This is a genomic window from Maribacter corallii (assembly GCF_047345415.1).
GTDB lineage: Bacteria > Bacteroidota > Bacteroidia > Flavobacteriales > Flavobacteriaceae > Maribacter_C.
Map to the genome: position 1 here is coordinate 760,655 of NZ_JBLFEP010000001.1, position 19,538 is coordinate 780,192.

The window sequence follows — 19,538 nt, forward strand, 5'->3', positions numbered from 1 at the left end:
TTTGGATTTACCTAAGTATGCTATTATTGTTTCAAAGTTTCAATGACCTTTTCAGCGACCAGACCTGCAGCTGAGGGGTCTTGCCCGCTAATTAATCTTCCGTCCGATACGGTAAAACCATCCCACCCTTTTTCAGAAAACCGAAAATCACCTCCTCGTTGCACAATGGTCTCTTGAATCGAAAAAGGAAAGGTTTTATAATATTCCGCATCCATATTCTCAAAAGAATCAGGAAAACCGTTTACCTTTTTACCAGCAACCAAGTAGGTACCATCTTGAGTCTTAAGATTCACAATGCCCGCGGTACCATGGCAAATAGCGGATATAATCCCTTCATGTTCCTCATATAACTCCATGACTATTTTTTGAATGTCCCCATTTTCAGGCACTCCGAACATAGCGGCTCCGCCTCCTCCATAATACACCGCCTTATAATCCGATGGTATTACTTCATTCGGTTTTTTTGTCGTTTCGAGGATATCCATGAAATCGTTATCAAAGAGGTATTTCTTTTGAAGCGGATCTGAAGTACTGATATAACCGATCGGGATTGCCCCTCCTTCAGGACTTACAAAATCTATTTCATACCCTGCCCTACGAAATACATCATAAGCCTGAACTATTTCAGAAAAATGATTGGAGGCGTTGATATCTGAATTCCCATAAAAATGAGCATTCGAAACGATGAATAGAATACGTTCTGCTTGATTGGCAACCATGTTTTTGTTCGATGGTATTGCTGGCTTTTGTTTACATCCTACACCTAGGAAAAGGATTAGAACAAGGGAATACATAGTATACTTCATTAGGATTCTTTTGGTTTCTTGAACAATACTAAGTCGAATCGAAATGAAAGTAGGTTTTACTTATAAATCGGGAGTACTGATTTATAAATCAAGAAGGCATTTAAGGAATCTTTAGGAAATGCTCTCCTTATATTTTGCGGGAGTGGTATTGGTTATTCTTTTAAATGCGGAATAGAAAGTTGACTTCGAGTTAAAACCACAATCATACCCCACCGCTTCCAATTTAATTTGGTCATTAGATCGGATCAGGTTTTTGGCCTCTCGAACTCGGTATTCGTTTATTAAAGAAGTAAAACTCTTTCCCAAGTTGTCATTGATCAATTGGGAAAGCGTATGCGGCAAAATGTTCATTCTACTGGCAACATCGGACAGCTTAAGATCGGCATTGGTGTACATTTTCTCATTTTCCATCAGGTAGTTCAACTGTGTCGAGAGATTTTCAGCTTCCGTAGCTTCTATTTTTCTGTTAGAATACTTTGATGGATTACCAAAAATAGCCCCTTTGGTCCTTCTGAAATGAATCAATAAGAAAAGCAAGTAGAAGATGAAGGAAAAGGATAACGCCCCAACAATATACGAGGTATAAGAACACGTTTTGTAGGCGACCCAAATGATAGTGTTCCCTAGAAAAACACTTAAGACCCAGAAATCAAAGTCGGATAATTTCGCGGTACGCTTAAAAACTTTACCAATGGTATGCCTAATCATCCACCCGGCAGCAATGATATAGCCTAACCAAATCGTATAGATAATCGTCATCCAGCTAAGTCCTCTTACAATCCAAGGATCGTGTGTTTCCGGAAATAAAAAACCAATTAGGATCGATACGCCCAACCATAATACAAAGTGAAGTTTCCAAAAACGTATTTTGGAATCGGGTCGCACACAAGATTTGATATAAAAATAAAGCGCGGGTCCGATCAATATGCAGGCGGCCAGACCGACCTTGATAAAGATTTGAGCCAAATCGGAATTGAAATAATAGAGGACCGACTTGCCTACCCTAATGGCCAACATCAAAAGTAGAAACCCTAGAAAAAAGTTGGATATACTCTTGGGTTTTTTAGCAAAAAAAAAGTAAAAACTGATCAACAAGGCATTAAAAACACCCAGTGCACTAAAAAAGAAAAGGAGCTCATCAGAAATATTCATTGCCGATCATTCTTTTGTATGCCATTTTCAAAAATAAGTAAAATTAACAGGGGGCCGCAAATCAGCAATAAGTATTATTTCCACCGTAAGGTTTCCATAATATGCCCGATATCTTGCTGTAAATAGGCAGCGGCGGGGTAAATGGAATCATAGTTGGGCTTGACCGCAAAATAGAGTGACCCTGTAACAAAATGTGCTGTGCTATCGGTAACATAGAACTGCGCTTGTGATGCGGCATCACCTACCACCTCGAAAAAAGTACCATATACCCCCTCATCGGAATTTTCATAGACTCGGGCCCTGATATCATCCGCTTTTACCGCATGTTCATAACTCAGTCGTTCGGCATCGGTGATCAACTGCTGTAAATTGTCGCTTACCTTTTTGTAGCTAATAAATATCGCAGCCTTCATCTCAGGATACTCTAATCGTAAAGATGCACTATTCTGCTTTTTGACCTCAGCACTTTGATTGTAGTTAAATTTAAAATTCTCCATCTCGGCATCGGCCATGATAGGTCTGGAATACTCAAGGCGGAGCATCGCTTTCGGCTTGGGCAAGACACTTTCTTCACAACCCAGAAAGGCCATGAGCACACAAAATAGAATGAAAACACTTGCTTTATTCATGGGGTAACGTCACTTTGATTTGTTTCAACCGTTTTTTGTCCAAACTTTCCACTAAGAACTGATATTCTTTGAAAAACACGCGTTCTCCTTTTTTTGGAAAATTCCCTGCAATTTCAAGCACAAAACCGGCAATGGTCTCCGATTCGCCTTTTTGTTCTTCGAAATCTTCTTCGTCCTCTATTTTTACCACACGGTAAAAATCCTTAAGGGTGGTCTTACCTTCAAAGACGTAGTTGAAATCATCCAATTTGGAATACACCAAATCCTCATCATCGAACTCGTCGCTGATATCCCCAACGATTTCCTCAATGATATCTTCAAGGGTTACGATTCCAGACGTGCCTCCATATTCATCGACCACCACTGCCAAATGACTCTTCATCTCTTGAAACTCCATCAGCAAATCATCCAGTTTTTTATTCTCGGGCACAAAATAGGGCTCTCTTATCAGCGACATCCAATTAAAGGTCTTCCGATCGATATAAGGCAGTAAATCTTTAACATAAAGTACGCCCAGAACATTGTCCATGTTCTCCGAGAACACAGGAATACGTGAATAACCGTTTTTTTTGATCTCGGTCAACACTTCCGAAAATTTCATTTCTTCATCTAGGGCAAAGATGTCGATACGGGGTCTCATGACCTGTTTGGTATCCGTATTACCGAAAGAAACGATGCCTTCTAAAATCTTTTGCTCCTCTTTTGTGGTATCGCCCTCCGAGGTGAGCTCCAATGCCTGCGAAAGGTGGTCTACACTTAGGCTTGACTTCTCTTTACCCAACTTATCATAAAGAAAAATGGTGCCAGACCGCATCGGAAGACTTAAAGGGGAAAAAATAAAATCGAGCGCCTTAAGCGGGTAGGTCATAAATAGAGAAAAACTGATTCGATTTCTGTTGGCATATACTTTTGGCAGTATCTCACCGAACATTAAAATCAAAAAAGTGATGACTACCACTTCAAGCAAGAACCGAACCCAAGTTGTGGTGACATCTGAAAAAATGGTATTCCCGATAACATTAAATAAAAGTACCGTACCGATATTGATCGCATTATTGGCAATCAATATGGTCGCCAATAGTTTTTTAGGCCGTTCCAGTAACTTTACCACAATACCGCCACGAGTGGTTTTCTGTTGGTCTATTTCGTTAATGTCGGTAGGCGAAAGCCCAAAAAGGGCTACCTCGGCCCCTGAAATCAGGGCAGAACATAAAAGTAAAAGAAAAAGCATACCCACCTTTAGCAAAAACGCGACATTCATTGAGCTAACGTATGGGAGTAAACTAAGGGGGTCAGGATCCAATAGTCAAGATTTAGTTTTAGGTTGTTTTAGAAGGGCAAATCGTCTTCTTGATCGGGTTCGGAAACCTTATCGGCCGCATTAACTTGGTTCATAGTATCGGACATCTCTTGCGGTTGCGGTTGACTCGTCTGAGCATTTACCATACTTTCCTTTTTCGTGGAAAGAAAGGTAAAGTCTTGTACTTGAACCTCGGTCGAATAACGGGTATTGCCATCTTCGCCCTGCCATTGTCTATTTTTCAGCCGGCCCTCTACATAAATCTTGTCACCTTTGCTCAAGTATTTTTCACAAATTTCGGCCGCCTTATTGCGGACAACAATATTGTGCCAATCGGTATTACTGATACGTTCTCCCGTCTGTTTATTCGTGTAGGTTTCGTTGGTCGCTATCGGAAAGCGGCCGATGCAGTTGCCACCCTCGAAATAGTGCATCTTCACCTCATCTCCCAAATGTCCGATCAGCATCACTTTGTTTAGGGTTCCGCTCATATTTTCTTAATTTTTGTTTAGGTGAATTTCAATGGCTAAAAGTACAAATTTTTAACCGTTTTGATGAAATCGGCGATCAATACCGGTACAGGGTATTGGTCGATTTCCGTCCAGCTTATTCCGTCTTCTAGCTCAAAATCGCCCTTAGCGATCCAGAAATAGGAATGCAAGTGTTGATGTGAAAGTTTATGTACTATGGTCTTTTCGTTGAACCTGTAAAGTTCGGTCACATTTTTTAACCGCAGTACCTCTTTCAACTTCTTTTCTACCTCATTGATAGGCAACTCCTTATCGGATTCCAAAAGTGGAAATTCCCATAGGTTTTTCCAAATGCCCTTTCCAGTACGCTGCTTTAGGATGGTCTGATTGCTTGAATCAAGTACCACGAGATAGTTGAAATAGCGATTTCTCACTGTTGTCTTTTTCAATTTTACAGGTAATTGGGCAACAAGACCCTGTTGTAGGGCTTTGCAATCTGTATGAAGCGGACAATGTAGGCAATATGGTTTTTTCGGGGCACATTGAATAGCGCCGAATTCCATGATACCTTGGTTATAATCCCGAATATTATCAAGATGCATTATATCACGCGCCAAGTTCTTGAATTGTTTCACCCCTTCGGTACTATTGATCGGTGTATCGATACCGAAGTAACGTGCCAATACCCTATAAACATTACCATCAACCACAGGTTGCCGTTCATCAAAACATATCGATGAAATGGCGCTGGCCGTATAATCACCTATTCCTTTTAGCTTCAACAATTCTTTATAGGAATCGGGAAACTGTCCACCATATTCATCGACCACCATTTTGGCGGTCGTGTGCAAATTGCGTGCGCGTGAGTAGTAGCCCAGGCCTTGCCATAACTTCAAGACTTTTTCTTCTGGAGCCTTTGCCAAATCGTGTACAGTGGGAAAATTTTCGATAAACCTTACATAGTATGGCGTTCCTTGCGCAATACGTGTCTGCTGCAAAATGATTTCCGAAAGCCAAATATTATAAGGATTTCTAGTGGAACGCCAAGGCAGGTCTCGCTTATTTTCATCATACCATTCAAGAATCTTTTCCGAAAATGTCATTGTCGGTATTGCTTTTGCGCAAAAATAACCGATAAATAGTTCACGACTCAAAAAATTGCCGGAACTACAGTGTTTTTAAAGGAATGAATTCACTTAAAATTAGTTCTTTACAAGTAAAGAATGAATTTAATTTATATATTTGCAAGCCAAAAAAAACTAAAGAAAACCCAAATTAATAATGACGAAAGCAGAAATTGTATCGAAAATCTCAGACAAACTGGGAATTGAAAAAGGAGATGTTCAAGCGACGGTAGAATCTTTTATGGAGGAAGTGAAATCTTCTTTGGAAAGCGGAGATAATGTTTATCTGAGAGGTTTTGGAAGTTTCATCATCAAAACACGAGCTGAAAAGACCGGTAGGAACATTTCTAAGAACACGACCATAAAAATACCTGCGCACAATATCCCGGCATTTAAGCCTGCCAAGGTTTTTGTAGAAGGAGTAAAAAGCAACGTTCAAGTAAAATAATAATTTAAAAAGCACACTTTATGCCGAGTGGTAAAAAACGAAAAAGACATAAGGTAGCGACCCATAAGCGAAAAAAGCGCCGGAGAGCTAACCGACACAAGAAAAAGTAGTTTTAAAAACTACTTTTTCATTTTATACGTTCTTTGACATAGAAAATTCCAAGTGAATTTCGGCAGGTTTTCATAGGCCTGTTTATGACCAATGTTTAATCTATTTGTTCGGTGGCAGATTTATGCCGTGTCCGAGCAAGTATAAATATAAATTCAGGTGAATAGAGAATTAATCGTAAGATCTAGTTCTGATGCCGTTGATTTTGCCTTATTAAAGGATGGAAAACTCACTGAATTGCATAAAGAGGAGGACAATAATGATTTCTCTGTCGGCGATATATTTCTCGCCAAAGTGCGGAAACCGGTTACAGGGCTCAATGCCGCCTTCGTAAACGTGGGTTATGAAAAAGATGCCTTTTTGCATTATCATGACCTTGGGCCGCAGTTATCCACTATGCTCAAATTCATAAAACAAGTAATTTCAGGAAGACTACGTGAGTATTCCCTGAAGAACTTTCCAACCGAAAAAGATATTGACAAACATGGCGTGATTACCGATGTAATCAAGGCCAACCAAAGTTTGTTAGTGCAAATCGTTAAAGAACCCATATCCACCAAAGGACCTAGAATCAGCTCTGAGCTTTCATTGGCCGGTCGCTATTTGGTCATGGTCCCTTTTTCAAACCGTGTATCGGTCTCTCAAAAGATCAGTAGTAAAGAAGAAAAAGACCGGTTAAAAAGGCTCGTAAAGAGTATAAAACCAAAAGGATTCGGAGTCATCATTAGAACGGTTGCAGAGGACAAAAAAGTAGCGGAACTCGACAAAGATCTAGAGAACTTGTTGGCCAAATGGTCGGCAATGTGCAAGAAATTAAATAAAGCGCGTACCCCATCAAAAGTATTGGTAGAACTCAATAGAGCCAGTAGTATTTTAAGGGATGTATTCAATGATTCCTATACGGGAATTCATGTAGACAACGAAACGCTTTATAATCAAATTAAAGATTATGTGCTGGAAATTGCACCAGCTAAAGAATCCATAGTAAAACTGTATAAGTCTTCCGTTCCGATTTTCGAAAAATTCGGGATCGAAAGACAAATCAAAACTTCTTTTGGCCGCACTGCCTCTATGAGTAAAGGGGCGTACTTGATTATCGAACATACCGAGGCATTGCATGTAATAGATGTCAATAGCGGTAACCGTTCGAACAAGGCCAAAAATCAAGAAGACACCGCACTGGAAGTCAACCTCTTGGCCGCAACCGAAATTGCAAGACAATTGCGATTGCGCGATATGGGAGGAATAATAGTGGTGGATTTCATCGATATGGTAAAAGCGCCACATCGCAGGAAGCTTTTTGATCATCTCCGTGATGAGATGAAAGACGACCGTGCCAAACATAAAATACTACCTCCAAGTAAGTTTGGCCTTATACAGATTACAAGACAACGGGTTCGGCCCGAAGTGAACATTAAGACTACGGAAGAAAACCCAAATGGCTCAGGCCAGGAAGTTGAAGCTCCTATCGTCTTGATAGACAAAATAAACGCCGACCTCCAAAAACTTTTGAAAGGCCCGAAAGCCGGTGACGGAATTATTTTGAATATACATCCGTTTATCGCGGCATATATCACAAAGGGCTTCCCTTCCATTCGTTCCAAATGGTATATGGAGCATAAAAAATGGATAAAAGTACAACCACGAGATGCCTATACCTATCTCGAGTACCGTTTTAAAAATAAAGACGGTAAAACCATTTATTAAGCCACAATGGCTATTAAGAACTTAAGCGACCTTTCGGCAACGGAGGTCGCTTTTTTTATATCAAAAAATCAAATGTTCAGCGAATTTTCACGCAATCGTTTCTTTTAGTTCGACCATTTTTTATTTAGTAAATTCGGAGCAAATTCCAATGTCCATACCATGAAACCCAAATACCTTTTCTTCACCATCTTAATCTTCTTTTTTATAGGTTGTAGAGAGGACGTAAAAATAGGGGCCTTTGTAGATGTCTTATCGGAGACGACATCGATTACGGGCAAGCCGGACTATCTTGCATCCCCATTCGTCACCCCCGGAAATCGTGTGTATATGGTAGGCCACCAAGATGGGTCGTTCCCGGAAATCGGATGGCATATCAAAGGGGAAATGGGCGGCATATGGAACCACCCGATCAAACTGCTGGATGGGTTCAGCGCCGAACTTATTTGGCCAGACAACACCATATCATTAGATAGTGCGGATGAATTTACAAACTATTCCATGGCCAATTCGCATCGGTATACTCTTAAAGAGCAAAATATGACCGTTGTGCGTACCCAATTCGTTCCTATGAATAAACAAGGTATCGTTGTAGAATACCTTTTAGAAAATATGGGGCAGGGGCAACAGGAATTCCAATTTTCATTTACCGGACATGCTGATTTGAGACCAACTTGGTTGGGCGAGCGTACCCAAATGATCGATACGACAGATGTAGCAGAGTACCTAGTAGACAAGGATGCCTGGCTGGTAAAGGATGCCAAGAATGATTGGTTCGTCTTGTTCGGAGCAAATCTGCCGTCGGTCAATCAGAAAAAAATAACGTCTAAAGCCTATAGGGGCCATGGGGCTTCCGGTCGGCTAAATTATGCCATTTCCGTTCCCGCGCAGACGACAAAAACAATCCGCTTTACCATTGCCGGGTCTTATGCTTCAAGAACTGCCGTTATAGACAACTATCTGGATATCAGATCGAACACCATGGGTTATTTGAAGCAGAAAAAGGAACACTATCAAACGCTTGCGGCCCAATCTAAGTTAACGATACCGGACAAGGATATCGAGGAGGCTTTCGAATGGCTCAAATACAATTGTGATTGGCTCGTGCAAACCGTTCCCGAAATCGGAACAGGCATTACTGCAGGTATTCCCGATTATCCATGGTGGTTCGGCGTAGACAGTGAATATGCGTTAAAAGGATATATGGCCATCGGTCAAGAGGAAACGGTATACCGAACCATTCAATTGCTCGACAGTGTTTCGAATGCCGTAAATGGCAATGGCAAGATCATTCACGAAATGTCGACCAACGGAGCGGTTTTTAACCTAGGTAATATCAATGAAACCCCTCAGTTTGCCTCCTTGATTTGGGAAATCTACCGATGGAACGGGGATGAGGCCTTTCTTGAAAACTATTTTCCGACCATCCAGAAAGGGTTGAACTGGCTCATGGATGAAAACGACACCAATAAAAATCTCTTCCCAGATGGCTTCGGAATGATGGAAATACACGGGCTTGATAGTGAAATGATCGACGTGGCGGCCTACACCCAACGTGCTTTTTCAGATGCATCGAAAATTGCCCAAGTCTTGGGTAAGGATGCCCTTTCGAAAGAATACAAGAAAACGGCAGAGAAATTAAAGAACAAGATAAACGAGGCGTTCTGGTCTGAGGAATTCAATTCTTTTGCTGATTTTATCGGAACTGACGAACAAGCGCTCCACCTCATCGAAGATGCCATAATTAGAGCCGACACCTTGAATAAACCATGGGCCGTTGCGGAGCTAAAAGAAACGAAAAACAAAATTCTTTCGAACCCCTCGAAAAAGCCACGCCCTTTTGTTTTACATCATAACTGGGTCGTCAATACACCAATGGAAATGCAGATTCCCGATGCAACAAAAGCACTCAAAGCCTTGGAGACCGCCGAAAAATTCGTCAATCCGTTCGGGGTATTCGTCACCGGAATCGACCGTGATGATTCTGCCGGTTCTGATGACGGTTCCTTTAAAGGAAGTAAGGTGTTTTCCTATACCGGAGCCGTAATGACATTACCCACAGGGGTTCAAGTTGTTTCCGAAAATAACTATGGCCGCCCAGATAAGGCCTTGAATTATTTGAAAAGAATGACCCGGACCTTCAGCTACGCACTCCCAGGAAGCATCTATGAGGTTTCCCCTGACTATGGCATGATGACACAAGCCTGGAATATCTATAGTTATGCCGTACCGATAGTTCATCAATTCTTCGGTATTCAACCCGACGCAGCCCATAAAAAAGTAATCATACAACCTCAAATGCCAACGGAGTGGGATGTCGCTTCACTTGAAAATGTTTCCATTGATGGTAATTCGGTAGCCATTCATTACGATACTTCAGGGGGAGGCCTAAAATTGAAAGTAACCCAAACCCAACCAGATTGGACAGTTGAAGTAAGACTTCCTTATAAAGCTTCTGAAAGCTATGATCTCTCTGAAGGTATAGAACAAAGTAATGAAGAAGGGATTTCGATTTTTACCTCCAAAGAAAAACAAATCGAAATCGGAGTACTCCCAGATTAATTCCCACTATGTTTTCAATCTATTCGTAACCCATGCCATTTCAAAAAACCGAAACCTATACGCTAAAAGAAGCAACCCGAAAATTGGAAGGGTATTGCGCTTACCAAGAACGTTGCCATAAAGAAGTGGTTCAAAAATTAAAGGATATGGGTATGATACCACAGGCTATCGATGAAATCGTTTACCACTTGATCCGACAGAACTATTTAAACGAAGAACGCTTTGCAAGAAGCTATGCCCGTGGAAAATTCAATACCAAAAAATGGGGGCGCAATCGTATTGTTTCCGAATTAAGGCAACGTCAGATTTCAAGATTCAATATTGATACCGCACTCAAAGAAATCGATGACACCGCCTACATGGAGACACTTGACAGCCTGTCAAAAAAACGCCTTGCCCAAATCAAGGAGACCCATACACAAAAACGAAGAAAAAAGCTTGCGGATTATTTACTATACAGGGGTTGGGAGAGCCATTTAGTATATGGTAAACTCAAGGAATTGATTCCTTAGAAAGCACTAGGCCAGAACGCTATCCGTGCGCTTAATCGCCTTTTCATTCTTCCAGTCGATCCACTGTTGCCCTTTAAGTTTTCGCATGAGCACATCAAAATGACGCATGAACAGAATGTTATAGCTTGCTCTGGCCAAGTTTTTAGGGCTCCTTGCCAAGGCCCTTAGGCTCATTGAAAATCCAGGAGTAATGTATTTCATATGGTGCCAATAGCCCTCGGGCATAAATAACACCTCACCGTGCCTTAGACGGACCTTGTAACCGGTTGCCATTTTTAGTGCTGGCCATTGCGCATAATCCGGATTCGAAAAATCAATGCTCTCATGGGTAATCAACGAATGTGGGACTTTGTACAGATACTTTCTTTCCGATTGTGGGAATAAAATACATTCCTTTTCGCCCTGAAAATGAAAATGGAAGATATTGGCCAAATCAATATCGTAGTGCATAAACGTGTGCGAATCACGCCCACCAAAGAACAACATCGGCACATGCTTGAATAGGCGTATCCCAAAATCAGGGTATGTAAAGTCTTTTTGAAGTTCAGGTACCTCTTTGAGAATATTCCACAGAAAAATGCGATACTTGGTAGGCTCCCTTTCCAGCAAATCGATATACTCTGCCATGCGCATCTGGGCATGGGGCTCGTTAAAACCATCATCATGACGTACGGGGCGATCATCATATAAGGGAACGATCTTATCTCCGGCCACGGCTTTCATGTACTTCAAAGACCATTTGGAATGGGCAGGCCATGGCTCCTCGAGGCTTTCGATCACAACGGGCTTTTGAGGTTTCAAATAGTATTTTCGAAAGTCCTTTTTCGAGATAGACTTGACCCTTGGAACTTCAATTAACTTCAATGGTAGAGGGGTTGTTTATTGCCCAAATTTAAAAATCATAACAATAACTTTATCTTAAAATAAAATTAATGTAGTCTTATTCGCTAAGTCTGGCCGCTTTTGCAGCCTCATTGCGCTCAATGGTGTGCTCGGGGCGGCTCCATCTGGGTTTTTCCCCAAGTGGTTGTAGTTCAGAGTCCTTGGCCTCCACCGTCTTGGGTTGGGAAATTTTTGTAAAGGCTTTTTGCGGATTCAAACCCAATAATTTGAACATTTCCATATCCTCGTTCACATCGGGATTGGGCGTGGTCAATAATTTGTCGCCCGCGAAAATGGAATTTGCCCCGGCAAAGAAACACATGGCCTGCCCTTCGCGACTCATTTCGGTTCTACCTGCGGACAAGCGCACCTGGGTTTCGGGCAGTACAATTCGTGTGGTGGCTACCATCCGGATCATTTCCCAAATGGAGATCGGTTCCATCTCGGCCATCGGGGTTCCCTCAACAGCCACCAAGGCATTAATGGGAACCGATTCAGGTTGTGGGTTCAATGATGATAGCGCCACTAACATTCCGGCGCGATCTTCTAAAGCTTCACCCATGCCGATAATACCACCGCTACAGACAGTTACATTACTTTTTCGCACGTTTTCAATAGTTTCCAAACGATCTTCAAAAGCTCGGGTAGAAATGACATCTTTATAGTAATCTTCAGAAGTGTCCAGATTATGGTTATAGGCATATAGCCCGGCCTCGGCCAACCGTTTCGCTTGGTTTTCTGTCAACATCCCCAGCGTACAACAGACCTCCATGTCAAGCTTATTGATGGTTCGCACCATTTCGAGTACTTGATCGAATTCGGGGCCATCTTTTACATTGCGCCAAGCCGCACCCATACACACTCGAGAACTCCCCGAAGCTTTGGCCCGCAACGCCTGTGCCTTCACATGGGAAACGGTCATCAGGTCATTGCCTTCGATATCCGTATGATAACGGGCCGCTTGTGGACAGTAACCACAGTCTTCAGGACATCCTCCCGTTTTAATGGAAAGCAAGGTTGACACTTGAACCGTATTGGGATCATGATGTTCTCTATGTATGGTCGCCGCCTCATACAGCAGCTCCATCAAGGGTTTATTGTAAATATCCAGTATTTCCTGCTTGGTCCAGTTGTTTCTCACCTCACTCATATGCTCAGAATTCTTATGGGGTCAAAAATAGACCATTCAATCAAAAAAATCCAATATCCGGTCGTAATTATAGATCGAATCCGAAAGCTGTAGCATGAAATCACATATATCGGGTACATTTGATTTTCAGACCTTTTGGCATATAAAACACATTTGTGATAGATTTTGGGGCATTTAACCTCCCTAAGCGGTAAATGGATAGATACCTTGCGTCAGATACCTGATATTATGAAACTGATACTACTTGCTTTTCTATCCATAGTACCATCGATATACACAGTCAAAACGGATCCACCCGAACCGGAAATCGGAAAACGATGGGTCTTGAACCTGCAATATTCAGATGAATTTAACGGACAAGAACTGGATTCTAGAAAGTGGCGTAATAGTTATGTTGGTTGGGAGGGCAGGACACCTGGCTATTTTTCTCCGGATGCGGTTTCGGTAAACAAGGGAATGCTACAAATAAGAAATGGCGTCTTAGATTCAACTGTCAAAGAACATACAAAAGCGAAATACAGCATTAAAGGAGGCGCCGTGCAGTCGTTGGAAAAAACTGCTCATTTCGGGTATTACGAAGCGCGATTTAAGGCTTCCAGAATTCCCATGTCAACCACATTTTGGATGTCAAATGGAAAAGTACCGGTCGATTTTGCAACCAAAATCAGCAATGGTAATTGTGCCAAAGATGAATTCAGCCAAGAACTGGATATTGCCGAAAGTATTGGAGGGAATATCGGTATTGGGGATAAGTTCAAAAAAAATATGAATTTCAATACCCACTATCGCTACATTGACTGTGCCGGGGGGAAAGAAAAATTTTATTCGGCAGGAAACAATGCCATTGAGGGCAATGGACAACTGGTCAACGCAACCTTAAGTTCTGAATCTTGGGAAGATTTTCATACCTATGGTGCTTATTGGAAAAACCCTAATGAGGTAGCTTTCTATTCGGATGACCGATTCATCGGAGATGTTCAAGTACGAACCGATGTGGTCGACACCCCATTTCCGAGGCCTATGGGCATCAATATGGTAACGGAAACCTACGACTGGGCCAAGCCTTACCCGACCAATGAACAGCTCGTCAATAACGACATCAATACGTCATACTATGACTGGGTACGTTCGTATACATTGGTCGATATTGGGGAAACCGTACAGAACACTGAAAATTTCAACGGTCAAGGCAGCCAAATCTATACCGAAGAAATTCGTTTTTTTGAAGCCCCTCAAATTGCGAATGAAAAAGTAACTCTTCCCTATGTGTACAAGGCAAATACGAACAACCAAATAACGTTCAGCATGATGGATGAAACCGGCGCCGTAGTTTTCGAAACGTCGATTACCGTGCTAGCGGGCTATGGGAAAGATATCAAGACCTTAAATGTAGAAGGGATGAACTCTGAAAATCACACATTCAAAGCAGCCTTGACCAGTTTAGATGGAAAGACCATTTATGCCACTACCAAAGGTTAACCTCCAAAACAACACCCTCTGTATAAAAAGCCCAAGGCAACTTGTTTCTTGGGCTTTTAAAGCATCAAATCGTTATTTGTCCTCGCCTTTAGTCTTATTTTGAGTATCGCTCTTCGCTTTCTTTTTGTCTTCCTCAGAAGCGATATCTTTTCCTTTGAGGTATTCCGGCAATTGCATTCCGGCCATATTAAACATCTCTTGTAAGGGCGGTACCGATTTATACATCCCGGAAATAAAATTGGCGGTAGACCCTTTTCCATCCTCCGTTTTTGCACCGGAATCCCAAACTGTAACCTTGTCTATTTTAATATTCTTGATAGCCTCGGCCTGAGTTTTTACTAACTCGGGAAGCTTGTCGGCCACTAACAACAATACGGCATCCTTGGGATCGTTACCCGCAGCCTTTACTATCTCATCAAGACCTTGCGCTTGTTTGGTCAAGATCTCCAAAAGACCCTGTGCCTCGGCCTGTGCCTTAAAAAGAATCGCATCCGCCTCACCTTTAGCTTTTCTCCGTATTTGTTCGGCTTCTGCCTCCGCATCGATTTCAACTTTTCTTTTGTCGATTTCTGCCGGTACTACGATATCGGCCACTTGGGAACTGCGTACGCGCTCTGCCCTTGCGATTTCGGCATTTTTTTCAGCTGCATATGATTCTTCGAGCGCTTTCGCGGCCTGAACTTTTTCGGCTGCTATCGCCGTGCGTTCGGCTTCAGCTTCTCGCTGACGCCTTAAAGAGTCTGAATTGGCCACATCAATTTTTGCAATATTCTCACCTTCAACGGCTTGCGCGTTGGCAGCAGCAACCTGGGTCCGTTCATCTTGCAGGGCATTTGCTTCACCAATTGATCCGTCTCTGTTCTTTTCGGCCACCGATTTACGAGCGGCATTGATTGCATGGGCAGCGGCTTCTTTCCCCAAAGCTTCAATATAACCGGATTCATCAACGATATCCGTAATATTCACATTGATCAGCTTAAGTCCAACTTTTTTCAATTCGGATTCAACACTTTGAGAAATATTGGTAAGAAATTTGTCTCTATCGGAATTGATCTCTTCAATATCCATCGAAGCAACGACCAAACGCAATTGACCGAATATAATTTCCTGTGCCAGCTCTTGAATTTCATTTTGACCAAGCCCCAAAAGACGTTCCGCCGCATTCTGCATGATACCCGGTTCGGTAGAAACACCAATGGTAAACCTCGAAGGAACATTAACCCTGATATTTTGCTTACTTAAGGCATTGACCAAATTCACCTCTATGGAAATCGGGGTCAAGTCCAAAAATTGATAATCTTGGATTACAGGCCAGATAAATGCGGCACCACCATGTACACACTTGGCGGAATTACCACCTCCGACTTTACCATATACAACCAGAATACGATCCGACGGACACCGTTTGTACCTTCGTATGAAAGAAATAATAATGATGAAAAAGAAGAGTATTGCAAAGCCAATGGCCAATAATGAGGCGCTCCCGCCGAGTTGTAATGGAATCAAGATCATATGGTTATTTGTTTAATAGTTCAACAATTAATATTCCGTTATCGGTAATACTCTTGACACGGACAACATTGCCAAGAACAAGGTCTTTGTCTTCATCGGTAAGGGCTTCAAGCTCTCGCAAGGTACCCTGTACGGTAACACTCACCTTCCCGATACTTGCGCGATTGGCCCCTATGGTCAGGTAGACCTCGCCCACCTCGTTCAATGCATTTTTCAGTCTCAATGTACCACTACTCTGCAATTTTCCTAAGTAATAGAAGAGCGCAGCCATGACGAACATCATCAATAAGCCGCAAATAGTAGAAATCAAAACGGTCAAACCTGTAGACAAACCACTGTCAAGACAGGCGATACCAGACCATCCGAAAATGGTAAAAAAGCCCATAAGGTTCTTAAAGGACAAAAACTGAAATTCAATTCCCGTATCCCCATCAATATCGGCATCTACATCACCTCCGTCAAAATCTTCGGCATCACCACCAAGCAATGTCATGACGAGTAGAATCACAAATATTACGGATGAAATGAGAGCAATACCCCAATAGATTTTTTCAAATAGCGCCAACGCTGCGAACCATTCTTCCATAGCTAGTTTTTTAGTTTAAAATTGTAAGATAATACCTTTTACAGGAATACGTGTAAACTCAAATAGAAAGTAAAACACTTACCGCATTTCCGCCAAAACCGACGGCGTTGACCATCACTTTCTTAATCTTTGAAGGTGTTTGAAACTCATCGGTATAGGGAACCTTTATCACTTCTTGCTGTTGTAACATTAAAATGGCCATTTCAATACTCAACAACCCTGAGGCCCCAAAGGTGTGACCTACTTTCCACTTATTCGTAGTCAGAAAGGGAATTTTGTTACAAAAAACCTTTTGAATCGCAGTAAATTCAGAGCGATCACCCTTCACAGTGCCCGGCGCATGCATCACGACCACATCGATTTCCTCAGGCCTTAATTTCCCTAGGGCCATTGCCATAGATCGTTGAAAACACTTGGCATCGGTGGAAATAGAGACATTGTGCTCCAAGATTTCGGTAGCATACCCTAATCCTTCCACAACTGCCAGGGTTTTTTCTGAAACTCCCTTCTCCAAACAGGCCATGGAAGCGGCTTCCCCTAAAACCATAGCGTTTTGGGTTTTGCTAAAGTCCAGTGCACGGCAAGGGTAGCTTTGGCTGCGCTCCCCTACCTCAATATCTTGGTCGTTGAACGGAGCTGAGGGTACAGAAGAATAGATTTTCAATGCTCTCATCTGAGCAAGGGTAAAAGGGGTAAGCGGCGCCTCACTCCCTCCGACCAGAAATCGTTCTGCCATTCCGCTGCGAAGCCAGGCCACTCCGTTCAATAACGAATGTAAAGCCGTAGAGCACGTAATGGAGTGTGATATTTCAGGTCCTCTTGAATTCAGGTCGTGGGCCACCCAAGATGATATATTGCCCAAAGTAGTGGTCGGCGATGCCAATGTCGCTGCCTTCTTGTGAGTGATAAAGTCTTCGTGGTACTTTTCGAATAAGGTCGTTGCCCCTCTAGAGGAACCGATATTGATCCCAAAATCGTTTTCCGATTGCCAGTCCGCATCTATTATGGCCTTTCTAGCCGCGTAAATAGCAAAAAGAACACTATCGTCCAACATTTTATAATGGGCGGTCGACTGCTTCAATTGGGTCACTTCAGCCCTGATCTCTTCTGACAAAGGGGCCACCCACTCAAGATTTCCGTTGAACTCTTTTTGTCTGAAATGATGATCCGAAGTTCGATATGCCTTCCCTATTTCCTTTAAGGAAGCACCAAGTGGTGAAATCGAAGCGATACTGGTTATGGAAATCGGTGTTGACAATGCTGTACTATTTCCAGCAAAAATAAAGTTCTTATCTTCATCTAGCTAGTAAATGCATGAAACCATGAACAATGAATTGGTACCTCAACCGAGTTGGTGGAAAAGAAATTGGAAATGGGCGGTACCTGTTGGTGGTTGCCTCTCTATTCTGATTATCGGGGTTATTGCCATTGGTTCCATTTTCTATGGCGTAGCCAACGCGATAGAAGATTCGCAGCCCTATGAATATGCATTGGAAAAGATAAATACGGACGAAAATCTTATCAATGCCCTGGGATCACCCATAGAAAAAGAAGGTATGGTCAATGGAAGTTGGAATTATACCAACGGGCAAAAAGCGGCCAATATGAAAATTCCCATATCAGGCCCCAAAGGAAAAGGTACTTTATTCGTGGAGGCTACCGGTGAGGGCGATGACTGGACATATCAAGTTATTCGTGTGGAAATCAAAGACCAAGAACCTATCGATCTAAAAAACGATGTGCTAGAATAGCTCCAAAGCTTGCACTATCACATTGTAAATCTTTTGTAACTGTGCATCGGTAATTACATAAGGGGGAAGGGTGTAAATCGTATTGCCCAAAGGACGAAGGTTGACCCCTTCTTTCATAAAAAATGTGTAAAGTTCATCACGTAACGAACCATATCGATCACTTTTGATTTTTAAATCGACCGCGAGTATCACCCCGATCGAACGGGCGGATTCAACTTTGTCATGACCTTCTATTTTAGCGACGAACTCGCGGTGCGCCTCTTCAATATACTCACGGCGGTCAACAATTTCAGCGGCGTTTAAAAGTTCTAGGCTGGCTAGGGCGGCAGTGCATCCTAAGGGATGTGCACTGAAGGTATGGGCATGAAAAAAACCTTTTGACACCTCATCACTTAAAAATGCGTTATAGACCTGTAACGAACAACTGGTAATGCTCAGTGGAAACATACCCGCCGTCAAGGCCTTACTCAAACAAATAATGTCCGGTTTGTGATGCAAATGATCCGAGGCAAAGTTCTTGCCGGTTTTTCCAAATCCGGTCATGATTTCATCGGCAAGGGTCAGGATATCATTTTCACGGCACTTCTTTATGAGGGTATCAAGGCCTTTGGCCGAGTGGAACTTCATTCCTGCAGCACCTTGCACTAAAGGTTCGAACACAAAGGCAATACATGAATTTTCGGCAATAATCGTTTCAAGTGCTTGAATCACCTCATCAATGGTGTCTTCCTGGGGTACGGGTATCCGCTTTACCTGTAATAAAAAATCTTCGAAGGGTCCGTTGTAAGATGATAATCCCGAGGCACTCATCGCCGCAAAGGTATCCCCATGAAAACCGTTCTCAAAAGCGATCAAGGTGTTTCGCTTGATGCCCTTGTTATGATAGTACTGCATGGCCATCTTGATGCCAGCCTCAATAGCAGTAGAGCCATTATCATTGAAAAACAATTTTTCCTGATTTTTAGGAAGGAGTTCGATTAGTTTTTCCGACAAATCGATTGCGGGTTGATGTGTGAAGCCGCTGAACATTACAAAATCCAAGGTATTCATTTGCTTGGTTAGGGCATTCACGATATGCGGATGACAATGTCCGTACATCGCAGTATACCATGAGGCAATACCATCAATATATTCGTTACCCTCCTCATCCCAGATCAAAGCACCTTCAGCCTTGACGATTCCTAGACGTGGGGCAGCGGTTTGATGTTGTGTTAGCGGGTGCCAGATGTGTTTTTTATCACGTTCCGAAAGTTTTTTAAAGCCTGTATCACCCATGGAGTTTTCGATTTCTCTATCTTGCAAAGATGGGAATTCTTGCGGGAAGTTCGATGCTTGATGCTTGATATGCAAAAGCAAGAAACTA

General features: G+C 42.4%; 18 protein-coding genes. 6 read left to right on the forward strand and 12 right to left on the reverse strand.

Going from position 1 to position 19,538, the window contains the following annotated elements; translation table 11 throughout:
• Positions 1-23: 23 nt before the first annotated feature.
• The 6 genes from ACKWCA_RS03530 to mutY all read right to left on the reverse strand — a co-directional run bounded on the left by ACKWCA_RS03530 (position 24) and on the right by mutY (position 5,460).
• Entirely contained in the window at positions 24-806 is a 783-nt protein-coding gene (locus ACKWCA_RS03530) for a type 1 glutamine amidotransferase domain-containing protein (RefSeq protein WP_413976755.1), read from the reverse strand.
• Between the two features lie 111 nt (positions 807-917).
• A complete protein-coding gene (locus ACKWCA_RS03535; RefSeq protein ID WP_413976756.1) occupies positions 918-1,958 on the reverse strand; it encodes a helix-turn-helix domain-containing protein in 1,041 nt (346 codons plus the stop codon).
• 74 nt (positions 1,959-2,032) lie between these two features.
• Entirely contained in the window at positions 2,033-2,587 is a 555-nt protein-coding gene (gldD, locus tag ACKWCA_RS03540) for a gliding motility lipoprotein GldD (protein WP_413976757.1), read from the reverse strand.
• A complete protein-coding gene (locus tag ACKWCA_RS03545) occupies positions 2,580-3,890 on the reverse strand; it encodes a gliding motility-associated protein GldE (protein ID WP_413976758.1) in 1,311 nt (436 codons plus the stop codon). Before ACKWCA_RS03545 ends, gldD begins: the two co-directional genes overlap by 8 nt.
• 26 nt (positions 3,891-3,916) lie before the next feature.
• Complete coding sequence (locus tag ACKWCA_RS03550) at positions 3,917-4,378, reverse strand: single-stranded DNA-binding protein (protein WP_413976759.1); 462 nt, start codon at positions 4,376-4,378, stop codon at positions 3,917-3,919.
• Positions 4,379-4,413: 35 nt separating this feature from the next.
• Entirely contained in the window at positions 4,414-5,460 is a 1,047-nt protein-coding gene (gene mutY / locus ACKWCA_RS03555) for an A/G-specific adenine glycosylase (protein WP_413976760.1), read from the reverse strand.
• 178 nt (positions 5,461-5,638) lie between these two features.
• Here mutY and ACKWCA_RS03560 point away from each other — a divergent pair, with 178 nt between their 5' ends.
• The 4 genes from ACKWCA_RS03560 (at position 5,639) to ACKWCA_RS03575 (ending at position 10,815) form a co-directional block, all read left to right on the forward strand.
• Entirely contained in the window at positions 5,639-5,929 is a 291-nt protein-coding gene (locus tag ACKWCA_RS03560; protein ID WP_038236075.1) for an HU family DNA-binding protein, read from the forward strand.
• A gap of 267 nt (positions 5,930-6,196) precedes the next feature.
• A complete protein-coding gene (locus tag ACKWCA_RS03565) occupies positions 6,197-7,744 on the forward strand; it encodes an Rne/Rng family ribonuclease (RefSeq protein WP_413976761.1) in 1,548 nt (515 codons plus the stop codon).
• A gap of 159 nt (positions 7,745-7,903) precedes the next feature.
• Positions 7,904-10,303 carry an alpha-L-rhamnosidase-related protein gene (locus ACKWCA_RS03570; protein ID WP_413976762.1) on the forward strand — a complete coding sequence of 800 codons (2,400 nt, stop codon included), beginning with the start codon at positions 7,904-7,906 and terminating at the stop codon, positions 10,301-10,303.
• 32 nt (positions 10,304-10,335) lie between these two features.
• Positions 10,336-10,815: a regulatory protein RecX gene (locus ACKWCA_RS03575; protein ID WP_413976763.1), complete on the forward strand. Its 480-nt coding sequence runs from the start codon at positions 10,336-10,338 to the stop codon at positions 10,813-10,815.
• Between the two features lie 6 nt (positions 10,816-10,821).
• Here ACKWCA_RS03575 and ACKWCA_RS03580 read toward each other — a convergent pair whose 3' ends face one another.
• Together ACKWCA_RS03580 and bioB are read right to left on the reverse strand one after the other, a co-directional pair.
• Complete coding sequence (locus ACKWCA_RS03580) at positions 10,822-11,679, reverse strand: cupin-like domain-containing protein (RefSeq protein ID WP_413976764.1); 858 nt, start codon at positions 11,677-11,679, stop codon at positions 10,822-10,824.
• Positions 11,680-11,755: 76 nt separating this feature from the next.
• Positions 11,756-12,847, reverse strand: coding sequence for a biotin synthase BioB (gene bioB, locus ACKWCA_RS03585; protein ID WP_413976765.1), 1,092 nt, complete (start codon positions 12,845-12,847; stop codon positions 11,756-11,758).
• 228 nt (positions 12,848-13,075) lie between these two features.
• On the opposite strand from bioB, the gene ACKWCA_RS03590 reads away from it, so the two are divergent.
• Positions 13,076-14,326, forward strand: coding sequence for a family 16 glycosylhydrolase (locus ACKWCA_RS03590; RefSeq protein WP_413976766.1), 1,251 nt, complete (start codon positions 13,076-13,078; stop codon positions 14,324-14,326).
• A 72-nt stretch (positions 14,327-14,398) separates the two neighbouring features.
• On the opposite strand, the gene ACKWCA_RS03595 is transcribed toward ACKWCA_RS03590, so the two are convergent.
• From ACKWCA_RS03595 to ACKWCA_RS03605, 3 genes are read right to left on the reverse strand one after another with little or no spacing between them, the layout of a single operon-like run.
• The gene (locus tag ACKWCA_RS03595) at positions 14,399-15,838 is read right to left on the reverse strand and encodes a flotillin family protein (protein WP_413976767.1); all 1,440 of its coding nucleotides are present in this window, start codon (positions 15,836-15,838) and stop codon (positions 14,399-14,401) included.
• Positions 15,839-15,842: 4 nt separating this feature from the next.
• Entirely contained in the window at positions 15,843-16,424 is a 582-nt protein-coding gene (locus ACKWCA_RS03600; RefSeq protein WP_413976768.1) for a hypothetical protein, read from the reverse strand.
• 58 nt (positions 16,425-16,482) lie between these two features.
• The gene (locus ACKWCA_RS03605) at positions 16,483-17,682 is read right to left on the reverse strand and encodes a beta-ketoacyl synthase N-terminal-like domain-containing protein (RefSeq protein WP_413976769.1); all 1,200 of its coding nucleotides are present in this window, start codon (positions 17,680-17,682) and stop codon (positions 16,483-16,485) included.
• A 64-nt stretch (positions 17,683-17,746) separates the two neighbouring features.
• Between ACKWCA_RS03605 and ACKWCA_RS03610 the strand changes: the two genes are divergently transcribed.
• The gene (locus ACKWCA_RS03610) at positions 17,747-18,175 is read left to right on the forward strand and encodes a cytochrome c oxidase assembly factor Coa1 family protein (RefSeq protein ID WP_413976770.1); all 429 of its coding nucleotides are present in this window, start codon (positions 17,747-17,749) and stop codon (positions 18,173-18,175) included.
• Here the strand turns inward: ACKWCA_RS03610 and bioA are convergent.
• A complete protein-coding gene (gene bioA, locus ACKWCA_RS03615) occupies positions 18,167-19,477 on the reverse strand; it encodes an adenosylmethionine--8-amino-7-oxononanoate transaminase (RefSeq protein WP_413976771.1) in 1,311 nt (436 codons plus the stop codon). The genes ACKWCA_RS03610 and bioA overlap by 9 nt on opposite strands.
• Positions 19,478-19,538 lie beyond the last annotated feature (61 nt).

What these genes read in the sequence shown, in the direction of transcription:
- ACKWCA_RS03595 (WP_413976767.1), bottom strand. Translation starts at nt 15,838, where the DNA reads ATGATCTTGATTCCATTACAACTCGGCGGGAGCGCCTCATTATTGGCC.
- ACKWCA_RS03560 (WP_038236075.1), top strand. Translation starts at nt 5,639, where the DNA reads ATGACGAAAGCAGAAATTGTATCGAAAATCTCAGACAAACTGGGAATT.
- ACKWCA_RS03570 (WP_413976762.1), top strand. Translation starts at nt 7,904, where the DNA reads ATGAAACCCAAATACCTTTTCTTCACCATCTTAATCTTCTTTTTTATA.
- bioB (WP_413976765.1), bottom strand. Translation starts at nt 12,847, where the DNA reads ATGAGTGAGGTGAGAAACAACTGGACCAAGCAGGAAATACTGGATATT.
- ACKWCA_RS03610 (WP_413976770.1), top strand. Translation starts at nt 17,747, where the DNA reads ATGAACAATGAATTGGTACCTCAACCGAGTTGGTGGAAAAGAAATTGG.
- ACKWCA_RS03590 (WP_413976766.1), top strand. Translation starts at nt 13,076, where the DNA reads ATGAAACTGATACTACTTGCTTTTCTATCCATAGTACCATCGATATAC.
- ACKWCA_RS03550 (WP_413976759.1), bottom strand. Translation starts at nt 4,378, where the DNA reads ATGAGCGGAACCCTAAACAAAGTGATGCTGATCGGACATTTGGGAGAT.
- ACKWCA_RS03530 (WP_413976755.1), bottom strand. Translation starts at nt 806, where the DNA reads ATGAAGTATACTATGTATTCCCTTGTTCTAATCCTTTTCCTAGGTGTA.
- gldD (WP_413976757.1), bottom strand. Translation starts at nt 2,587, where the DNA reads ATGAATAAAGCAAGTGTTTTCATTCTATTTTGTGTGCTCATGGCCTTT.
- mutY (WP_413976760.1), bottom strand. Translation starts at nt 5,460, where the DNA reads ATGACATTTTCGGAAAAGATTCTTGAATGGTATGATGAAAATAAGCGA.
- ACKWCA_RS03600 (WP_413976768.1), bottom strand. Translation starts at nt 16,424, where the DNA reads ATGGAAGAATGGTTCGCAGCGTTGGCGCTATTTGAAAAAATCTATTGG.
- ACKWCA_RS03535 (WP_413976756.1), bottom strand. Translation starts at nt 1,958, where the DNA reads ATGAATATTTCTGATGAGCTCCTTTTCTTTTTTAGTGCACTGGGTGTT.
- ACKWCA_RS03575 (WP_413976763.1), top strand. Translation starts at nt 10,336, where the DNA reads ATGCCATTTCAAAAAACCGAAACCTATACGCTAAAAGAAGCAACCCGA.